15 protein-coding genes are annotated in these 14,899 nt (G+C 67.6%); 3 read left to right on the top strand and 12 right to left on the bottom strand.

What is annotated here, in order from left to right:
• Positions 1 to 31 precede the first annotated feature (31 nt).
• The 8 genes from AC3WLF_RS01840 to AC3WLF_RS01805 form a co-directional block, all read right to left on the bottom strand.
• On the bottom strand, positions 32 to 856 hold the full coding sequence (locus AC3WLF_RS01840) for an HlyD family secretion protein (RefSeq protein WP_492357724.1): 825 nt from the start codon (positions 854 to 856) through the stop codon (positions 32 to 34).
• The gene (locus tag AC3WLF_RS01835; protein ID WP_018313632.1) at positions 853 to 1,065 is read right to left on the bottom strand and encodes a DUF1656 domain-containing protein; all 213 of its coding nucleotides are present in this window, start codon (positions 1,063 to 1,065) and stop codon (positions 853 to 855) included. The genes AC3WLF_RS01840 and AC3WLF_RS01835 overlap by 4 nt, the downstream gene beginning before the upstream one ends.
• Entirely contained in the window at positions 1,052 to 3,160 is a 2,109-nt protein-coding gene (locus AC3WLF_RS01830; protein ID WP_492357723.1) for an FUSC family protein, read from the bottom strand. The genes AC3WLF_RS01835 and AC3WLF_RS01830 overlap by 14 nt, the downstream gene beginning before the upstream one ends.
• On the bottom strand, positions 3,150 to 3,287 hold the full coding sequence (locus tag AC3WLF_RS01825) for a DUF2474 family protein (protein ID WP_492317000.1): 138 nt from the start codon (positions 3,285 to 3,287) through the stop codon (positions 3,150 to 3,152). Before AC3WLF_RS01825 ends, AC3WLF_RS01830 begins: the two co-directional genes overlap by 11 nt.
• Positions 3,287 to 4,294 (bottom strand): cytochrome d ubiquinol oxidase subunit II, encoded by a 1,008-nt coding sequence (gene cydB, locus AC3WLF_RS01820; protein ID WP_492355755.1) that lies wholly within the window; start codon positions 4,292 to 4,294, stop codon positions 3,287 to 3,289. Before cydB ends, AC3WLF_RS01825 begins: the two co-directional genes overlap by 1 nt.
• 13 nt (positions 4,295 to 4,307) lie before the next feature.
• Positions 4,308 to 5,747 carry a cytochrome ubiquinol oxidase subunit I gene (locus tag AC3WLF_RS01815; protein ID WP_492357722.1) on the bottom strand — a complete coding sequence of 480 codons (1,440 nt, stop codon included), beginning with the start codon at positions 5,745 to 5,747 and terminating at the stop codon, positions 4,308 to 4,310.
• 290 nt (positions 5,748 to 6,037) lie between these two features.
• Positions 6,038 to 6,160: an MFS transporter small subunit gene (locus tag AC3WLF_RS01810; RefSeq protein WP_010809255.1), complete on the bottom strand. Its 123-nt coding sequence runs from the start codon at positions 6,158 to 6,160 to the stop codon at positions 6,038 to 6,040.
• A gap of 43 nt (positions 6,161 to 6,203) precedes the next feature.
• The gene (locus tag AC3WLF_RS01805) at positions 6,204 to 7,634 is read right to left on the bottom strand and encodes an L-lactate MFS transporter (RefSeq protein ID WP_492357721.1); all 1,431 of its coding nucleotides are present in this window, start codon (positions 7,632 to 7,634) and stop codon (positions 6,204 to 6,206) included.
• A gap of 287 nt (positions 7,635 to 7,921) precedes the next feature.
• Here AC3WLF_RS01805 and AC3WLF_RS01800 point away from each other — a divergent pair, with 287 nt between their 5' ends.
• Positions 7,922 to 9,325: a sigma-54-dependent transcriptional regulator gene (locus AC3WLF_RS01800; protein ID WP_492351286.1), complete on the top strand. Its 1,404-nt coding sequence runs from the start codon at positions 7,922 to 7,924 to the stop codon at positions 9,323 to 9,325.
• Positions 9,322 to 11,364: a sensor histidine kinase gene (locus AC3WLF_RS01795; RefSeq protein ID WP_492357720.1), complete on the top strand. Its 2,043-nt coding sequence runs from the start codon at positions 9,322 to 9,324 to the stop codon at positions 11,362 to 11,364. The genes AC3WLF_RS01800 and AC3WLF_RS01795 overlap by 4 nt, the downstream gene beginning before the upstream one ends.
• Here the strand turns inward: AC3WLF_RS01795 and AC3WLF_RS01790 are convergent.
• Both AC3WLF_RS01790 and AC3WLF_RS01785 read right to left on the bottom strand, forming a co-directional pair.
• Positions 11,297 to 12,190: an alpha/beta fold hydrolase gene (locus tag AC3WLF_RS01790; protein ID WP_492357719.1), complete on the bottom strand. Its 894-nt coding sequence runs from the start codon at positions 12,188 to 12,190 to the stop codon at positions 11,297 to 11,299. The genes AC3WLF_RS01795 and AC3WLF_RS01790 overlap by 68 nt on opposite strands.
• 70 nt (positions 12,191 to 12,260) lie before the next feature.
• Entirely contained in the window at positions 12,261 to 12,665 is a 405-nt protein-coding gene (locus tag AC3WLF_RS01785; protein ID WP_492351289.1) for a VOC family protein, read from the bottom strand.
• Positions 12,666 to 12,753: 88 nt separating this feature from the next.
• Here AC3WLF_RS01785 and AC3WLF_RS01780 point away from each other — a divergent pair, with 88 nt between their 5' ends.
• Positions 12,754 to 13,332 (top strand): NnrU family protein, encoded by a 579-nt coding sequence (locus tag AC3WLF_RS01780; RefSeq protein WP_492357718.1) that lies wholly within the window; start codon positions 12,754 to 12,756, stop codon positions 13,330 to 13,332.
• Positions 13,333 to 13,373: 41 nt separating this feature from the next.
• Here AC3WLF_RS01780 and fdhE read toward each other — a convergent pair whose 3' ends face one another.
• Together fdhE and AC3WLF_RS01770 are read right to left on the bottom strand one after the other, a co-directional pair.
• Entirely contained in the window at positions 13,374 to 14,237 is an 864-nt protein-coding gene (gene fdhE / locus AC3WLF_RS01775) for a formate dehydrogenase accessory protein FdhE (RefSeq protein WP_492317009.1), read from the bottom strand.
• Positions 14,234 to 14,899: a formate dehydrogenase subunit gamma gene (locus tag AC3WLF_RS01770; protein ID WP_492355760.1), complete on the bottom strand. Its 666-nt coding sequence runs from the start codon at positions 14,897 to 14,899 to the stop codon at positions 14,234 to 14,236. The genes fdhE and AC3WLF_RS01770 overlap by 4 nt, the downstream gene beginning before the upstream one ends.

The following is a 14,899-nucleotide window of genomic DNA, read 5'->3' as shown; positions in this document are numbered from 1 at the left end:
CGGCGGGGCCGGTATGGCTGCGTCGGGCGCCTCATTCTCGCGGCGCCCGGATGCGCACCGTCGCGGTCTGGCCGGCGATCAGATGGACGCCGGCCGGCACCTGGTCCAGTGCGATTCGCACCGGTATGCGCTGCGCCAGGCGCACCCAGTTGAAGGTCGGGTTGACGCTGGGAAGCATGTTGGGTCCGATGGCGCGGTCCTGGTCCTCGATGCCGGGCGCAATGCTCTGCACATGTCCGCGCAAGGGAGTGCGCTGGCCCATGATATGTACTTCGGCGGCGCTGCCGACGCGGATCGCGGGCAGCTTGGTTTCCTCGAAATAGCCTTCCACGTACTGCGAGCCGCTGGCCACCACCGACAGGGCCGGCCTGCCGCGGGTGGCAAAGTCGCCGACGCGCGGCAGGCGGTCGCTGGCATGGCCGTCGACCGGGCTGGTCACGCGGCAGCGGGCCAGGTTGAGCCTGGACACGTCCACCGCGGCATCGGCTTCGTCGATGCGCGCCTGCGCGGCAGCCACGGCGGCCGCGTTCGCCGCCTGGCGCCGGCCCAGTGCCAGCGCGGCGCGCGCCGAAGCGGCTTCGGCCTGGGCCTGTTTCAGGGCCAGGCTGAAGCGCTCCTGGTCTACCACGAACAGGACCTGGCCGCGTTGCACCCGGGCGTTGTCGCCGACGAGCACGGCCGTGACCAGGCCGGAGACATCCGGCGCGACCTGGATCACTTCTGCGCGCACATGGCCGTCGCGGGTCCAGGGCGCCTCGGTGTAGTACTGCCACAAATGCCAGGCGGTCAGCGCCGCGGCGACCACGGCCGCCAGGGTCACCGCAACCGGGCCGAGCAGCGAAAGCTTGCGAATCATGATGGAGCCTGCCAGACGAGCGCGACGATCGCGCCCAGTACGAGGATATAGAGCGAGAAATTGAACAAGGACCGGTGCCAGACGATGCGGTAGAAGCCGATCCGGGCGAGCACGGCGCGCACGCCGGCGGTTACCGCGAACGCGGCCAGCATCCACACCACGGTGGCCGGCACGAAGACGCCGTACAGGTCGAACTCAGTGGCGTGCATGGGGCTCTCCTTCGGTAGGCGGATACAGGGCCAGCCGCAGGGTGGCCAGTGCCGCCAGCGCGGTGCGGGGGCTGCCGTGCGCCGACGAGGCCAGCGCCACGAAGGCCGCGTCGATCAGCGCCGCCAGTGCCGGAGCGGGCGGGCTGGCATGGCCGGCGCGCGCGCACTGGCGGTAGTGGCGTGCCACGCCGGCCAGCACGCGCTCCACGGCACGGCGGTGCGGCGCAGGCACGCCAGCGGGGGCGCGCCGCAGCGCGAGCGCGGCGGATTCGACCAGGAAGTCGGCAACGGCGCTGCCGGCCTGCCTGCCGCTGGCATTGTTGCGGCGGGTCAATGGCGGCCACTGGCGCAGCAGCCGGTCCAGCATGCGGCCGCGCAGCCGTGCGCTGTTGACCGGCGCGCGTGGGTGCGCCGCCAGCGCGATCTCGTTCCAGTTGGCCCTGGCCAGCCGGTAGGCCACCAGCTGCTGGCCGAAGGGCTGCATCAGGACCGCCCACAAGGCGGAGAACACCAGCGCCGCCAGGCTTGCCAGGCTGCTGTTGAAGATGCCGGCGAAACTGGCCGCGGTCAGGTGCTGCGGGCCCGGGAACGACGCCGCCGTGACCGCCAGCAACACGCCGAACAGCGCATTGCGCGGCTGCGTCGTCATGGCGCCGATGACCAGGTACGGCCCGGACAGCAGGGCGGCCAGCGAGCCGAAGTCATGGGCCAGCTGCAGCACCACGAACTGGTAATACCAGGACAGCAGCGCACAGCCGATGCTCCACGCGATCACGCGGCCGGCCATCAGCCGCGGCTCCGCGGTGGTGGCGATAAAGCAGCTGGCAAGCGCGGCCAGGCCGACCGGGACCGCACCGTCGACCCAGCCCGACACCATCCACAGCAGGCCCGCGACGAAGGTGGCCGAGCCGGCGGTGGCGCCGCGGAACACCAGCTGCGCGTGGTCATGGTGCCGGGCCTGCCCGGCGGGTTCCACGCGGTACCGCAGCGCGGTGGGCTCGCTTCCGCCCTGGCGCAGGCTGGCCTGCAGCAGGCGGCAGTCCTGCCAGAGATCGCCCAGTCCATCCAGGTAGGTGCAGGTCGCCGCGACCAGCCGTGCATGCCAGTCCGCGGGTGCGGCGGGCGTGGTGCCTGCCGGGTACCAGGAAGGCGGGGGCCGGGACGCGCTGGCGTCGCCGGCGATCCAGGCCAGCGTGGCGCGCATGCGCTGCGCGACGGTGTCAGGCATGCCTGCCGGATGCCCGCGCAAGGCGCTGGCGGCATCGGCCAGCGCCAGCACCAGCGGCAGCAGCGCCGTCATGCGCTGGTGCAGGGCACGTGCGCGCCGCAGGGTCAGGGCGCCGTCGGCTTCATAGGTCAGCTGTGCCAGCTGGGTTTCCATTGCCAGGATATCGGCGGCCAGCTGGCTGAAGCTGTCATGGCGCTGGCCCGCGCTGGCGCCGGCGGCCAGCACGTCGGTGATCCAGCGCGAGGCGTGGTCCAGCCACGCCGACGCGCGCGCGGCCAGCGCCGGCGTGGTGCGCGAGGGAAACACCACCGCGCTGACCACGCTGGCGCAGACGATGCCGATGACGATTTCCTCGATGCGGGTGAGGGCCACGTCGAAGACCGTGGCCGGGTTGGTGACCGTCGGCAGCGCCACGATCGGCAGCGTATAGGCGGCCAGCAGGCAGATGTAGTTGCGCGGCGCCGGCTCCAGCAAGGACAGGTAGAGCAGGGTGCCGGTCCAGCACGCGATCGCGGCCATCAGCAGCACCGGCTCGTCGACCAGCCAGGGCACCAGCGCCACCGCGCACACCGCGCCCAGCAGCGTGCCGAAGACGCGGTAGGTGCCCTTGGCATAGGTGGCGCCGGCCAGCGGGCTGGACACCAGGTAGACGGTGGCCATGGCCCAGTAGGGCCGCGGCAGCCCGAGCGCCAGCGCCACGTAGAGCGCCAGCATCGCCGCGCCGAACACCTTCAGCGAATGCAGCCAGGGTGCAAGGTCGGGGCGTCCCGCCCAGGCTGCCGCGAGCGTGTCGAACACGCCGGCGGTGCGCGCGGGCAGCGCGGGACGGGAGAGCGGGCCAGAGGACGGCATGGCTTCAGTTGGCAAGCCCGGCTGCGCGCATCAGCAGCTTCATCAGGCTGGCGCAGACAAAGACCGTGCCGACCCCCGCCAGCCACAGGGCCAGCAGCCAGCCCAGGCGGGCCGCCAGCCGCGATTGCAGGATCCTGGCCATCAGTGATACCCCTCCCCGCGCTTGACCTTGCCGCGGAACACGTAATAGGACCAGGAGGTGTAGGCCAGGATGATCGGCACGATGAACAGGGTGCCGACCAGCGCGAAGCCCTGGCTTTGCGGGGGCGACGACGCATCGAAGATCGAGATCGACGGCGGGATGATATTGGGCCAGATGCTGATGGCAAGCCCGGTATAGCCCATGAAGATCATCAGCAGCGCATACAGGAACGGCGACACGTTCGGGTGCTTGCGCAGGGACCGGTAGATGCCGAAGGCCGAGAACAGCACCAGCAGCGGGACCGGCAGGAAGAAGAACAGGTTGGGCAGCGCGAACCAGCGTTGCGCGATCTCCGGATGGGTCAGCGGCGTCCACACGCTCACCGCGGCGACCATTGCCAGCATCACGCCGGTCAGCACGTTGGTCACGCGCAGCATGGTCCATTGCAGGCGGCCCTCGGTCTTCATGATGAGCCAGGTGACCCCGAGGAAGGCATAGGTGATCACCACGCCCACGCCGCAGAAGATCGGGAACGGCGCCAGCCAGTCGAGCGCGCCGCCGGTGAAGGTGGTGCCTTCCATGGCGATGCCGTCGATATAGGCGCCCAGTGTCACGCCCTGGAAGAAGGCGGCGAGCACCGATCCCCACGTGAACGCGGCATCCCAGTATGGGCGGCTGCGGTCGCTGGCCTTGAAGCGGAATTCAAAGGCCACGCCGCGGAAGATCAGCCCCATCAGCATGAACATCAGCGGCAGGTAGAAGGCGCTGAGCAGCACCGAGTAGGCCAGCGGGAAGGCGCCCAGCAGCGCCGCGCCGCCCAACACCAGCCAGGTTTCGTTGCCGTCCCAGACCGGGGCCACCGTGTTCATCATGACGTCGCGGTCATGACGGTCGCCGACGAAGGGAAAGAGAATGCCGATGCCAAGATCGAATCCGTCCATGATGACGTACATCATCACGCCGAAGAAGATCAGGGCGGCCCAGATAACCGGAAGGTTGATACCCATGTTGATCACCTGTTCAGGATTCGCGCTGGCCGTGCGGGGCCATCGGGTTGGGTGTGGAAGCCGCGGCGATGGCGGCGGGGACGACGCTGCCGGGGCCGTAGGACGGCTCTTCGTGCGGGTGCGCGTCGGGGGCGGGGCCGGCGCTGGCCAGCTTGAGCATGTAGCGGATGCCCACGCCGAAGCAGACGAAGTAGATCACCACGAACAGCGCCAGCGACAGCGCCACCGGGCCGGCCGCATGCGCGGAAACGGCATCATGGGTACGCAGCAGGCCATAGACCACCCACGGCTGGCGGCCGATCTCGGTGGTCATCCATCCGGCCAGCAGCGCGATCAGGCCGGCGGGGCCCATCAGCACCGCGAGGCGCAGGAAAGCCTTGGACCGGTACAGGGCGCCGTTGCGGCGCAGCACCCAGCCCAGCAGGCCGAACAGGATCATCGCCACGCCCAGGGCAACCATGATGCGGAAGGTGAAGAACAGCACCGTGGCATTGGGGCGGTCTTCCTTGGGGAAGTCCTTCAGGCCGCGGATCTGGCCGTCAAGGCTGTGCGTGAGGATCAGGCTGCCGAGGCGCGGAATCTCGATGGCGTAGCGGGTTTCCTCGCGTTCCATGTCGGGGATGCCGAAGACGATCAGCGGGAAGCCGCCCTTGTCATCCTTGGCCGCGGTGTCCCAGTGCCCCTCCATCGCCGCGATCTTGGCGGGCTGGTGCTCCAGCGTGTTGAGGCCGTGGGCGTCGCCCACCACCGCCTGGATCGGCGCAGCGATCAGCACCATCCACAGCGCCATCGACAGCATCTTGCGGGCGGCGGGCACGGCGCGGCCATGCAGCAGCTGCCAGGCCGAGGATGCCGCCACGAACAGTGCCGTGGACAGCAGCGCGGCGATCACCATGTGCGCCAGGCGGTAGGGGAACGACGGGTTGAAGATCACCTCGAGCCAGTCGGTCGGCACCACCTTGCCGGCAACGATGACGTAGCCGGCCGGCGTATGCATCCAGCTGTTGGATGCCAGGATCCAGGTGGAGGAAATCATGGTGCCGAGCGCCACCATCACCGTCGAGAAGTAATGCAGCCCCGGCCCGACCCGGTTCCAGCCGAACAGCATCACGCCCAGGAAGCCCGCTTCCAGGAAGAAGGCGGTCAGCACCTCGTAGGTCAGCAGCGGTCCGGTGACGCTCCCCGCAAACTGCGAGAAGCCAGACCAGTTGGTGCCGAACTCATAGGCCATGACCAGGCCGGAAACGACCCCCATGCCGAAGTTCAACGCGAAGATCTTGATCCAGAACTGGTACAGGGTCCTGTACACCGTGTCCTTGGTGTAGAGCCAGCGTGCTTCCAGGAACGCCAGGAAGCATGCCAGCCCGATCGTGATGGCGGGAAATAATATGTGGAAGGAAACCGTGAATCCGAACTGGATTCGAGCGAGTTCCAGGGCTGTGAGTCCGTACATCGATGTGCTCTCCGTGGGGTGGCCGCCGGCACGACGGCGTGTCGCGCGAGACTACGGACAAGCGTAAGGACTACAGCCTGCCCGCTAGGGATACAGTTCTTGCGGAACCGTTCAAGCTCAGTTCTTCAGGCCGGAAGCAGCGCTTGCCAGGCACTTCGCGCCACCGGTACAGATGACGCGATTGCGCGGGATCACAGTCATGCGACAGGATCCCGCGGCACCAGTCAGGAGGCACTCGGGTGTGCGCTGCGAAGATGGATCAGGACGCAGCGGATGGCCGGCGCGAGCGCTCAGCTGAACAGCTTCATGGCCTTGCCGAGGGTCGACCAGATCCCCGCGCCCAGCGGGATCAGCACGTATGCCCAGAACGCGAGCAGCAGCAGCGTCTTGCCGAAAGTACGGTCGTCTTGCACGGTGGTGTCTCCTGTGTATTGGTATCGGAAGCCGGGGTGGCGCTCAGGCTGCGCTGGTGGCTTCGCGCAGGTGGTGGCGCTCATGCACCGGCCGGATCAGCAGGTTGCAGACGAACCCCGCCACCAGCAGGCCGGCCATGATGTGCAGGGTGTCGACATAGACCTCTGACCTGGGCACACCCATGGCCAGCTTGTGCTCGCGGATGTAGTTGACCAGCGCCGGGCCGGCAATGCCGGCGGCGGCCCAGGCGGTCAGCAGGCGGCCATGGATGCCGCCGACGTAGGCCGTGCCGAACATGTCGGCCAGGTAGGCGGGAATGGTGCTGAAGCCGCCGCCATACATGGTCAGGATCAGGAAGTAGCAGGCCACGAACAGGGCCACGTTGCCGGACGAGCCGACGGCCGGCACCGCCATGTACAGCGCGGCGCCGAAGGCGAAGAAGATGGCATAGGTGATCTTGCGGCCGAAGTAGTCGCTGGCGGAGCTCCACAGGAAGCGCCCCGTCATGTTGCCGATGCTGAGCAGGCCGACGAAGCCGGCGGCGGCTGCCGCAGTGATGCTGCCCTTGAAGGTTTCCTGGATCATCACCGCAGCCTGGCCCAGCACGCCGATGCCGGCGGTGATGTTCAGGAACAGGATCACCCACAGCAGGTAGAATTGCGGCGTCTTCAGCGCCTGGTCGATATGCACGTTGGCGTGCGTGACCATCTTGCGGGCCTTGGTGGTGGGAACGTAGCCCGGGGGCGCCCAGCCCGGGGCCGGGATGCGGATGGCCAGCGCGCCGATCGACATCGAGATGAAGTAGACCACGCCCATCACCAGGAAGGTCTGTGCCACGCCCGCGCTGGTCGCGCTCTTGAAGGTGTTCATCAGCGCGACCGACAGCGGCGCGCCGATCATCGCGCCGCCGCCGAAGCCCATGATCGCCATGCCGGTGGCCATGCCGCGGCGGTCGGGGAACCAGCGGATCAGCGTGGACACGGGCGACACGTAGCCCAGCCCCAGCCCGATTCCGCCCAGCACGCCGTAGCCCAGGTAGAGCAGCCAGATCTGGTGCAGCCAGATGCCCAGCGCCGACACCAGGAAGCCGCCGCCGAAGCAGCACGCCGCAGTGAACATGGTGCGCCGCGGCCCGACCTTCTCCAGCCACTTGCCGGCAAAGGCGGCAGAGATGCCGAGGAAGAAGATCGCCAGCGAGAACACCCAGCCCAGCGTGGTCAGTTGCCAGTCGCCCGGCGCGGACTGCGTGACGCCAAGGATCCGGGTCAGCGGTTCGTTGAAGACCGAGAAGGCATAGGCCTGGCCGATGCACAGGTGCACCGCCAGCGCCGCGGGCGGCACCATCCAGCGGTTGAAGCCGGGGCGGGCGATGATGGCCTCCTTGGAGAAGGCCGACGGGCGTGATGCTGGCCGGGACGGCGACGCGTGCTGGGACTTCTGCGAGGGCGTTTGCGCTTGCGCGGGGTATGACATGAAGGTGTCTCCTACCTGGAAGTGGCAGCCTCTTTTTGCGCGTGATGCGACGGGCTGGAGTGCGTGGTTCAGCAAAAGCCATGCCCAAGGCGCAATCCCTTTGTCGTCAATGGATTGCGTCGCGCGGCCCCGCGCGCCGGGGCGCAGCCTTGGACAAAATGTCCGGACGGAGGCCCCTTGCCCGGGCCAAAATGTCCATGTGCGGCGGCCGGCTCGGTTTAATTCCCAATACAGCCGGGTGGCCGACTGTCGCTAGACTCTTCCCTTGGCCCGCAACAACTAAAGTGATGAGCGAAAGACAAAGCAACCCGCCCGATGCCGACAACTGGCAGCGTCGCACGATCCTGGTGGTGGACGACGAGGCCGGCATGCGTTCGTTCCTGTCGCGCGCGCTCGAAGGCAAGGTGGGCAGCGTGGTGACGGCCGACAGCGCCGAAGCGGGTGCCGCGCTGCTGGAGCAACGGCATTTCGACCTGATCCTGCTCGATGTGGCGCTGCCCGGTGCCAGCGGGATGGAGTGGCTCAAGGCACTGCGCGCGGCCGGCAACCCCGCCGACGTGATCCTGATGACGGCCTTCGCCGACATGGACACGGCGATTGCCGCGCTGCGCTCGGGCGCGGCGGACTTCATCGTCAAGCCGTTCCGCGTCGACCAGATGCTCAATGCGATCCGGCGCTGCTTCGACCGGACCCGGCTCGCGCGTGAGAACTACCTGCTGCGCCGCGAGCTGGACAAGTACACCATCCACAAGCACTTCATTGGCGAGTCCGAGGCCATGAAGAAGGTCGTGGCGCTGGTGGCGCGGGTGGCACCGATGCCATCGACGGTACTGGTGACGGGCGAGTCCGGCACCGGCAAGGAAGTGGTGGCGCGCGAGCTGCATCGCCTGAGCGGACGGCAGGGCCAGTTCGTGCCGCTGAACTGCGGCGCGATGGCGCCCGAGATCATCGAAAGCGAATTGTTCGGCCATGCCAAGGGTGCCTTCACCGGCGCGGCTGGCGGGCGCCATGGCCTGTTCCTCTATGCCGACGGCGGCACGCTGTTCCTGGACGAGATCTCGGAGCTGCCGCTGGCGATGCAGGCCAAGCTGTTGCGGGTGATCGAGGATCGGCGCATCCGGCCGCTCGGCACCGAGCGCGAGATTGCCGTGGACGTGCGCATCGTCGCGGCCTGCAACCGCAACCTGGCCAACGAGGTCGCCGCCGGGCGCTTCCGCCAGGACCTGTTCTACCGGCTCGACGTCGTGTCCGTCGGCATCCCGCCGTTGCGCACGCGGCCGGAAGACATCGTGCCGCTGGCCGAGCATTTCTCGGAGCAGCTGTCGGCCCAGCTCGGGCTGCCGGCGGTGCCGCTTTCGCCCTCATTGATCCGGGTGCTCAAGGGCTACGACTGGCCAGGCAATGCGCGCGAACTGCGCAACCTGGTGGAGCGGGCGCTGATCCTTGGCGAATACCCGGTCGAGCTGCTGGCGCACCAGGCCGATCCGGCTCAAGCCAACCTTCCGGAAGAAGAGCGCGAGGATGCAGCCATGCCGGCCGACGACGGCACCCTGCTGGAGTCGGTGGAGCGGCGGCACATCCTGCAGGTGCTGGCGGCCGAGGGCGGCAACCGGGTGGAAGCGGCGCGCCGGCTTGGCATCTCGCGCCGCACGCTGGACCGCAAGTGCCTGCAGTGGGGCCTGCGTCCTTGAGCCCGGCTGCGCTGCTGTGCCGCTATCGCGCCTCGCTGCGGGCCAAGCTTGTATCCATCGTGGTCGCGCCCCTGCTGGTGGCGCTGCTGGCGCTGCTGCTGATCATGGGGTTGTGGGGCAATCGCGCGTTCCAGGCCTTGCTTGCCTACAAGGTCAACAGCGACCTGCTGGTCGCCCACGAGTACTTCGAGCATATGGTCGGCGGCGTGGGCGACCGTGTCCTGCAGGAGGCGAGGTCGTATGCGCTGGTGGACGGACTTCGCCGCGGCGGCGCCATGCCCGGGATCCTGGCTGACGCGCGGCGCACGCATGGGCTCGATTTCCTGCAGTTGCTCGATCCGCAAGGGCGGCTGCTTGCCGCTGCGCCTGCTGTCGCGGCAGGGGCGGATTACGCAGCCTGGCGCGTGGTGGCCAGCGCCGCCGCCGGCCGCACGGACGCCGCCACCGACGCATGGTCTGCCACGCAACTGGCCGCGGTTTCCGGCGAGCTTGCCCGACGCGCACAGGTGGCGCTACGCCCCACCGCCAACGCAGCGCCGACCGACAGGACCCAGGAAAGCCGCGGCATGGTGATGCACGCGGCCGCACCGGTATTTGACCAGGCGGGAACGCTGGTGGCGATCCTGCATGGCGGCACGCTGCTGAACCACAACCTCGGCTTCATCGACACGATCAACGCGCTGGTCTACCAGCCGGAATCGCTGCCTCGTGGCAGCGAGGGCACGGCGACCCTGTTCCTGGACGACACGCGCATTGCCACCAACGTGCGGCTGTTCCATGGCGAGCGCGCCCTGGGAACGCGGGTCTCCCGCGAGGTGCGCGACAAGGTGCTGCTGCGCGGCGAGAAATGGCTGGACCTGGCGTTCGTGGTCAGCGACTGGTACATGAGCGCCTATGAGCCGATCGTGGACAGCCGCGGCGAGCGGATCGGCATGCTCTATGTTGGCTATCTTGCCAGGCCCATCGGCCAGGTGAAGAACCTGGCTTTTGGGGTGCTGGTGGGCCTGTTCCTGCTGCTGGGCGTGGCGGGGTCGTTATTGGCCTTGTTCTGGGCCAGGCGCGTGTTCGCGCCGATGGCGCGGATGGTCGGCACCATGCAGGCGCTGAAGGCGGGCGACACCGATGCGCGCGTGGGCCCGGTGCGCAGCGATGACGAGCTGGGCCAGCTCGCCAGCCAGTTCGACCAGCTGCTGTCGGCCCTGCGGCAGCGCAATGACCAGCTCAGGGACTGGGCGGACTCGCTCGATCGCAAGGTGGCAGAGCGCACGCGCGAGCTGGAGGACGCAAACGCCGAGCTGCGTGCCACCCGGCAGCAGCTGATCACGTCGGAGAAGCTCGCCGTCGCAGGGCACCTTACAGCGGGCGTGGCACATGAGATCAACAATCCGATCGCGGTCATCCAGGGCAACCTGGACGTGGCGCGCGAGATTCTTGGCCCGGCTGCCGAGCCAGTCCGGCACGAGTTGAGGCTGATCGACGAGCAGGTGCGGCGTATCCACCTGCTGACCAGCCGGCTGCTGCAGTTTGTCCGGCCAGAGGCCTACGCCGGCAATATCGAGCGCCTGGACGTGAGTGAAGTGGCGGCCGGCTGCGTCGACCTGGTCCAGCACATGCTGAAGGGCGCGTCGATCCGGGTCGAGCTGGATTGCCTGGCCACGCGCCAGGTGCGCATCAGCCGCAGCGAGTTGCAGCAGGTGGTGGTCAACCTGCTGACCAATGCCATCCACGCCATGCCCGAGGGCGGCACGCTCACGCTGGGCACGCGCGACTGGGACGGGCAGGGCGTGACGCTGCATGTGCGCGACACCGGCCACGGCATCCGGGAAGAAGACTTGCCCAACCTGTTCAATCCGTTCTTCACGACCAAGAAGCAGATGGGGACGGGCCTGGGGCTATCCATCAGCTATGCGCTGGTGGAGCGCTACGGCGGCCGCATTACCGTGGAGAGCGCGGTGGGACAGGGGGCGGAGTTTATTGTCTGGCTGCGCGAGGACGGGGCGGCCCCGGCGCAGGCAGAGGCGGGCGGCGGCGAGCCATGACATGGCATGTTGGCGCCGCGCCCTCGAACCGATCATCGTTCGTGCCTGGCAATGAAGGCTTCGACATGTCGTGCAGTAGTACCGGCTTCTCGAGGAAGATGAAATGACCACCGTCCAGGGTGGCAAACTCCGCTCCCGGAATCCGCGCTGCAATCTCCGCAGAGAAGTGCGGCGGGGCGCAGAAGTCGCGCTCGCCCACCAGTACCAGCGTCGGCGTCGTGATCGATGGAAGATCATCGAAGGCGTCGTGTCCTACGATCATGTCGATCCGGGCAAATCCGATCTCCGGGTCGAATGTGCCGGCCGATGCCGCATTCACCCACGCCTGTACCTGCTCCGGGTGCTCGCGACTGAATTTCGGGTCGAACAGGAATAGTGCGTTCGCCTCGGTGGACGCGCGCAGGCCGGAATCGGTCAGCATGCGTCGCCGCATGTCGAACTGGCGGCGGTAGAACGCGTCCGCGCGAGCAATCGAAGAGACAATGGTCGCGCTGCGCAATCGCTCGCGGTGTTTGATTGCCAGCAGCTGCGCGATGGCGCCTCCGGTCGAGGACCCGACCACATGGACCGGCCCGCACCCGACCGCCTCGATGACCCGCGCCATGTCCCGCGCGTGTTGCGTAATCGTCATGTCGCGCGCGGTGCGCTCGGACTGACCGGTGCCTCGGTGATCCGGCACGATCACCTGGTGATGCCCGGCGAACAGGTCGATCTGTGGCCCCCAGGATGCGCCCACTCCCGCAAGCCCCGCCAGGAGAAGCACGGGCGAGCCCTGGCCCTTGACCTCGTAGTGGATCGAAACACCGTCAGACGTGACGTATGGCATCTTGCTTCTCCGGGTTCAGGGCGACGCGAACTGCGGTGTCCGAAGGAACAGTTCCATCAGGTCGATCGACTCACCTGATCGGTTGCCCGACGGCAAGGAGGTTGCCCTCGCTGTCTCTGAACCAGGCACCTTTCTCGCCTATGCCACCCTTGGACGGGTAGTTCCCCTGGACCTCGGCGATCCCATTGATGGTCTTGAGGCCGGGAAGATCGTATTCTTCGAACACGACTCCCAGCTGCCGCAGCTCGCTAACGGTTGCCTGGAGGTCATCGACCTCCCAGGCCATTTGTGTGTGAGTGCCAGAGGCCGAGCCAGCCGACTCGAAAAGTACGAAGTAGCTGTTGCCGCACTTGTAGCGCAGGCCGCCGGGCCGTTCCTCCACTGGTTCAAGACCGAGCTTGCTCGAATAGAAGGATCTCGCTCGTGCGAGGTCTTGCGCAGGAATCCTGGCCGCGACGTCACTGTTCTGAAGCATGGGAAACCCTCCTGGTCAAGGCTGGACCGCTGCAACGCAATGTGACTAGCTTAGGCGTGGGACGGGCGCTAAAGAAAGAGGTATCAGCATGACGGTACTGGTTCTGGGATTGCTCATTTTTCTGGGTACGCACTCGGTACGCATGGTTGCCGACCCATGGCGCGCCGCGCAGATTGCCAGGCTCGGCCCCCGTCGCTGGAAAGGCTTGTACACCCTGGTTTCGATTGCCGGCCTGGCGCTGGTTGTCTGGGGCTACGGGCTGGCCAGCGCGGATCCTGTGGTGGTCTGGACGCCGCCGGTGTGGGGGCGGTACGTTGCCGCATTGCTCGCGATCCCGGCCTTTGTGCTGATTGCGGCGGCCTATGTGCCTCGCAACCGCATCAAGGCTGCGCTTGGTCATCCGATGCTGGCAGGCGTGCAGGCCTGGGCCCTGGGGCACCTGCTTGCCAACGGCACACTCGCGGCAGTGGTGCTGTTTGGCGCGTTCCTGGCGTGGGCGGCGGCGGACTTCGTGTCAGCGCGCCGGCGGGACCGGGAAGCAGGAACCAGCTGCCCGGCCGGGACACCTGCGCGCGATGCGATGGTGGCGGTCGCGGGGCTGGCAGGCTGGGTGCTGTTCGGATTCGTGCTTCACGAATGGATGACTGGCGTGCGGGCGTTCGGGTAGGCGAAGAATCTGGTCGCCAGCAGGACAGGTCGGGCAACGCCTCATCCCGGCAGAGCAAAGGGATTGAACCCGGTCCGTTGATAGCCCTCCGCCGTCACGGCATCGTCCAGGGCCAGGGTGGCAAGGTCATCGGCCACGGCCTCGGCCTGCGGGTCGCGTTCCAGTGAGATGACCTTCAGGTAGCCGTGGCACACGCCGCAGCTTTCGGCGCGTACTGTGGCTTCGGCGGTGTCGAAGCTGAGGTAGTCAAGCTCCGAGGCTTCGCCGCAGTTGGTGCATTTCGCCCGCACCATGTGCCACTGGCTCTCGCAGAGCGCGCAATGCAGATAGCGCATGCCCTGGCGGTCGCCGATCAGGATCAGGCTTGCCACGGGGGCAGTGCCGCAGACCGGGCAGGATGCGTGCTCGGCCGGGCCGCTGTCGGGCACGGGCGCCGCCCGCGCGGCGCTGGCACATTGCAGCGAGAGCGCAGCCCAGAGGAAGGGCGCGATTGCCGCCGGCACCGCATCAAAGCGGCCCTCGGTCAGCGCCTGGGCGGCGCCAAGGCGCGCATCCGCGGGGAGGGCGCGCAGCGCCGCAAGATGCGGGGCGACCGGGGCGGGAACATCGTGCGCGAGCCGCTCGATCAACCGATCAAGCAGGGCGCCCCAATGCCCCTCCTGCGGGATGGCCCCGGCGTCTGCCGGGCCGGAACCACCGGTCTCGGGCACAAGCGACGCCTGCACCTCGGCCACGCGGGCGGCCAGGCGCAGGTAATCGGCAAGGTCGTGCCCTTCGGCCAGCGCGCGCAGGCGCCTGGCGCGGCGGCTGTAAAGACCGGCAAGTTCTGGCTGGATCAGCGGCGTGAAATGCCGGGAGGCCTCGTCCGATGGCAGTGTTCCCGGCGTGGTCTGATGCTGGTTCATGCCTCGTTCCCCTTCGCTTGCGCCGCTTTCGACTTCTTTGCCTGCAACTCGCCATACCAGCGGTCATGGTGTTGCCTGGCCCAGGCGCGCGAGACGTAGCCCGTCACCATGCCGGTGATCGAGCCGCGGACCCAGATCGCCAGATAGATGTGGCCCACGATCAGCAGGATCAGGCCGATCCCCGCGACGGAATGGGCCAGGATCGCCAGGCGGAGCACGGGAATCGGGAAATACTCGGCAAAATAGGCGCGCCACATGATCAGGCCGGAGACCAGCAGGGCCAGGATCGAAGCCATGATGAGCCAGAACAGCACCTTCTGGCCGGCGTTGTACTTGCCGATCTGCAGCGGTTCGCCGCCATGCTGGTTCAGCAGCACTTCCCTGGCGCGGCGGAACCAGATCGCGTCGGTGCGCGCGGGCATGTTGTGGCCGACGAAGCGCCAGAACATGTAGCAAAGCCCCGCGAACACCGCGATGCCCAGGAACGGGTGGAGCAGCCGCGCCATCTGCGGCGTGCCAAGGAAGCCGCTCAGCCAGCTCACCGTCGGGAAGAACCACGAGATTCCCGAAACCGCCGCAAGGAAGAAGCAGAGCACGATTGCCCAGTGACACAGCCGCTCGGCGAATTTCGTGCGCAGGATCCTGTCGTTGTTGGTCGCCAT

The organism is Cupriavidus sp. FW306-01-F10A (genome assembly GCF_058782785.1).
The sequence above is the reverse complement of the archived record's forward strand: the minus strand, read 5'-3'. Positions and strand labels throughout refer to the sequence as shown.

Excerpts from the sequence above, each read along its gene's own strand:
- AC3WLF_RS01840 (WP_492357724.1), bottom strand. The coding sequence starts at position 856 with ATGATTCGCAAGCTTTCGCTGCTCGGCCCGGTTGCGGTGACCCTGGCG.
- AC3WLF_RS01835 (WP_018313632.1), bottom strand. The coding sequence starts at position 1,065 with ATGCACGCCACTGAGTTCGACCTGTACGGCGTCTTCGTGCCGGCCACC.
- AC3WLF_RS01825 (WP_492317000.1), bottom strand. The coding sequence starts at position 3,287 with ATGGCCAGGATCCTGCAATCGCGGCTGGCGGCCCGCCTGGGCTGGCTG.
- cydB (WP_492355755.1), bottom strand. The coding sequence starts at position 4,294 with ATGGGTATCAACCTTCCGGTTATCTGGGCCGCCCTGATCTTCTTCGGC.
- AC3WLF_RS01815 (WP_492357722.1), bottom strand. The coding sequence starts at position 5,747 with ATGTACGGACTCACAGCCCTGGAACTCGCTCGAATCCAGTTCGGATTC.
- AC3WLF_RS01805 (WP_492357721.1), bottom strand. The coding sequence starts at position 7,634 with ATGTCATACCCCGCGCAAGCGCAAACGCCCTCGCAGAAGTCCCAGCAC.
- AC3WLF_RS01800 (WP_492351286.1), top strand. The coding sequence starts at position 7,922 with ATGAGCGAAAGACAAAGCAACCCGCCCGATGCCGACAACTGGCAGCGT.
- AC3WLF_RS01790 (WP_492357719.1), bottom strand. The coding sequence starts at position 12,190 with ATGCCATACGTCACGTCTGACGGTGTTTCGATCCACTACGAGGTCAAG.
- AC3WLF_RS01785 (WP_492351289.1), bottom strand. The coding sequence starts at position 12,665 with ATGCTTCAGAACAGTGACGTCGCGGCCAGGATTCCTGCGCAAGACCTC.
- AC3WLF_RS01780 (WP_492357718.1), top strand. The coding sequence starts at position 12,754 with ATGACGGTACTGGTTCTGGGATTGCTCATTTTTCTGGGTACGCACTCG.
- fdhE (WP_492317009.1), bottom strand. The coding sequence starts at position 14,237 with ATGAACCAGCATCAGACCACGCCGGGAACACTGCCATCGGACGAGGCC.
- AC3WLF_RS01770 (WP_492355760.1), bottom strand. The coding sequence starts at position 14,899 with ATGGCGACCAACAACGACAGGATCCTGCGCACGAAATTCGCCGAGCGG.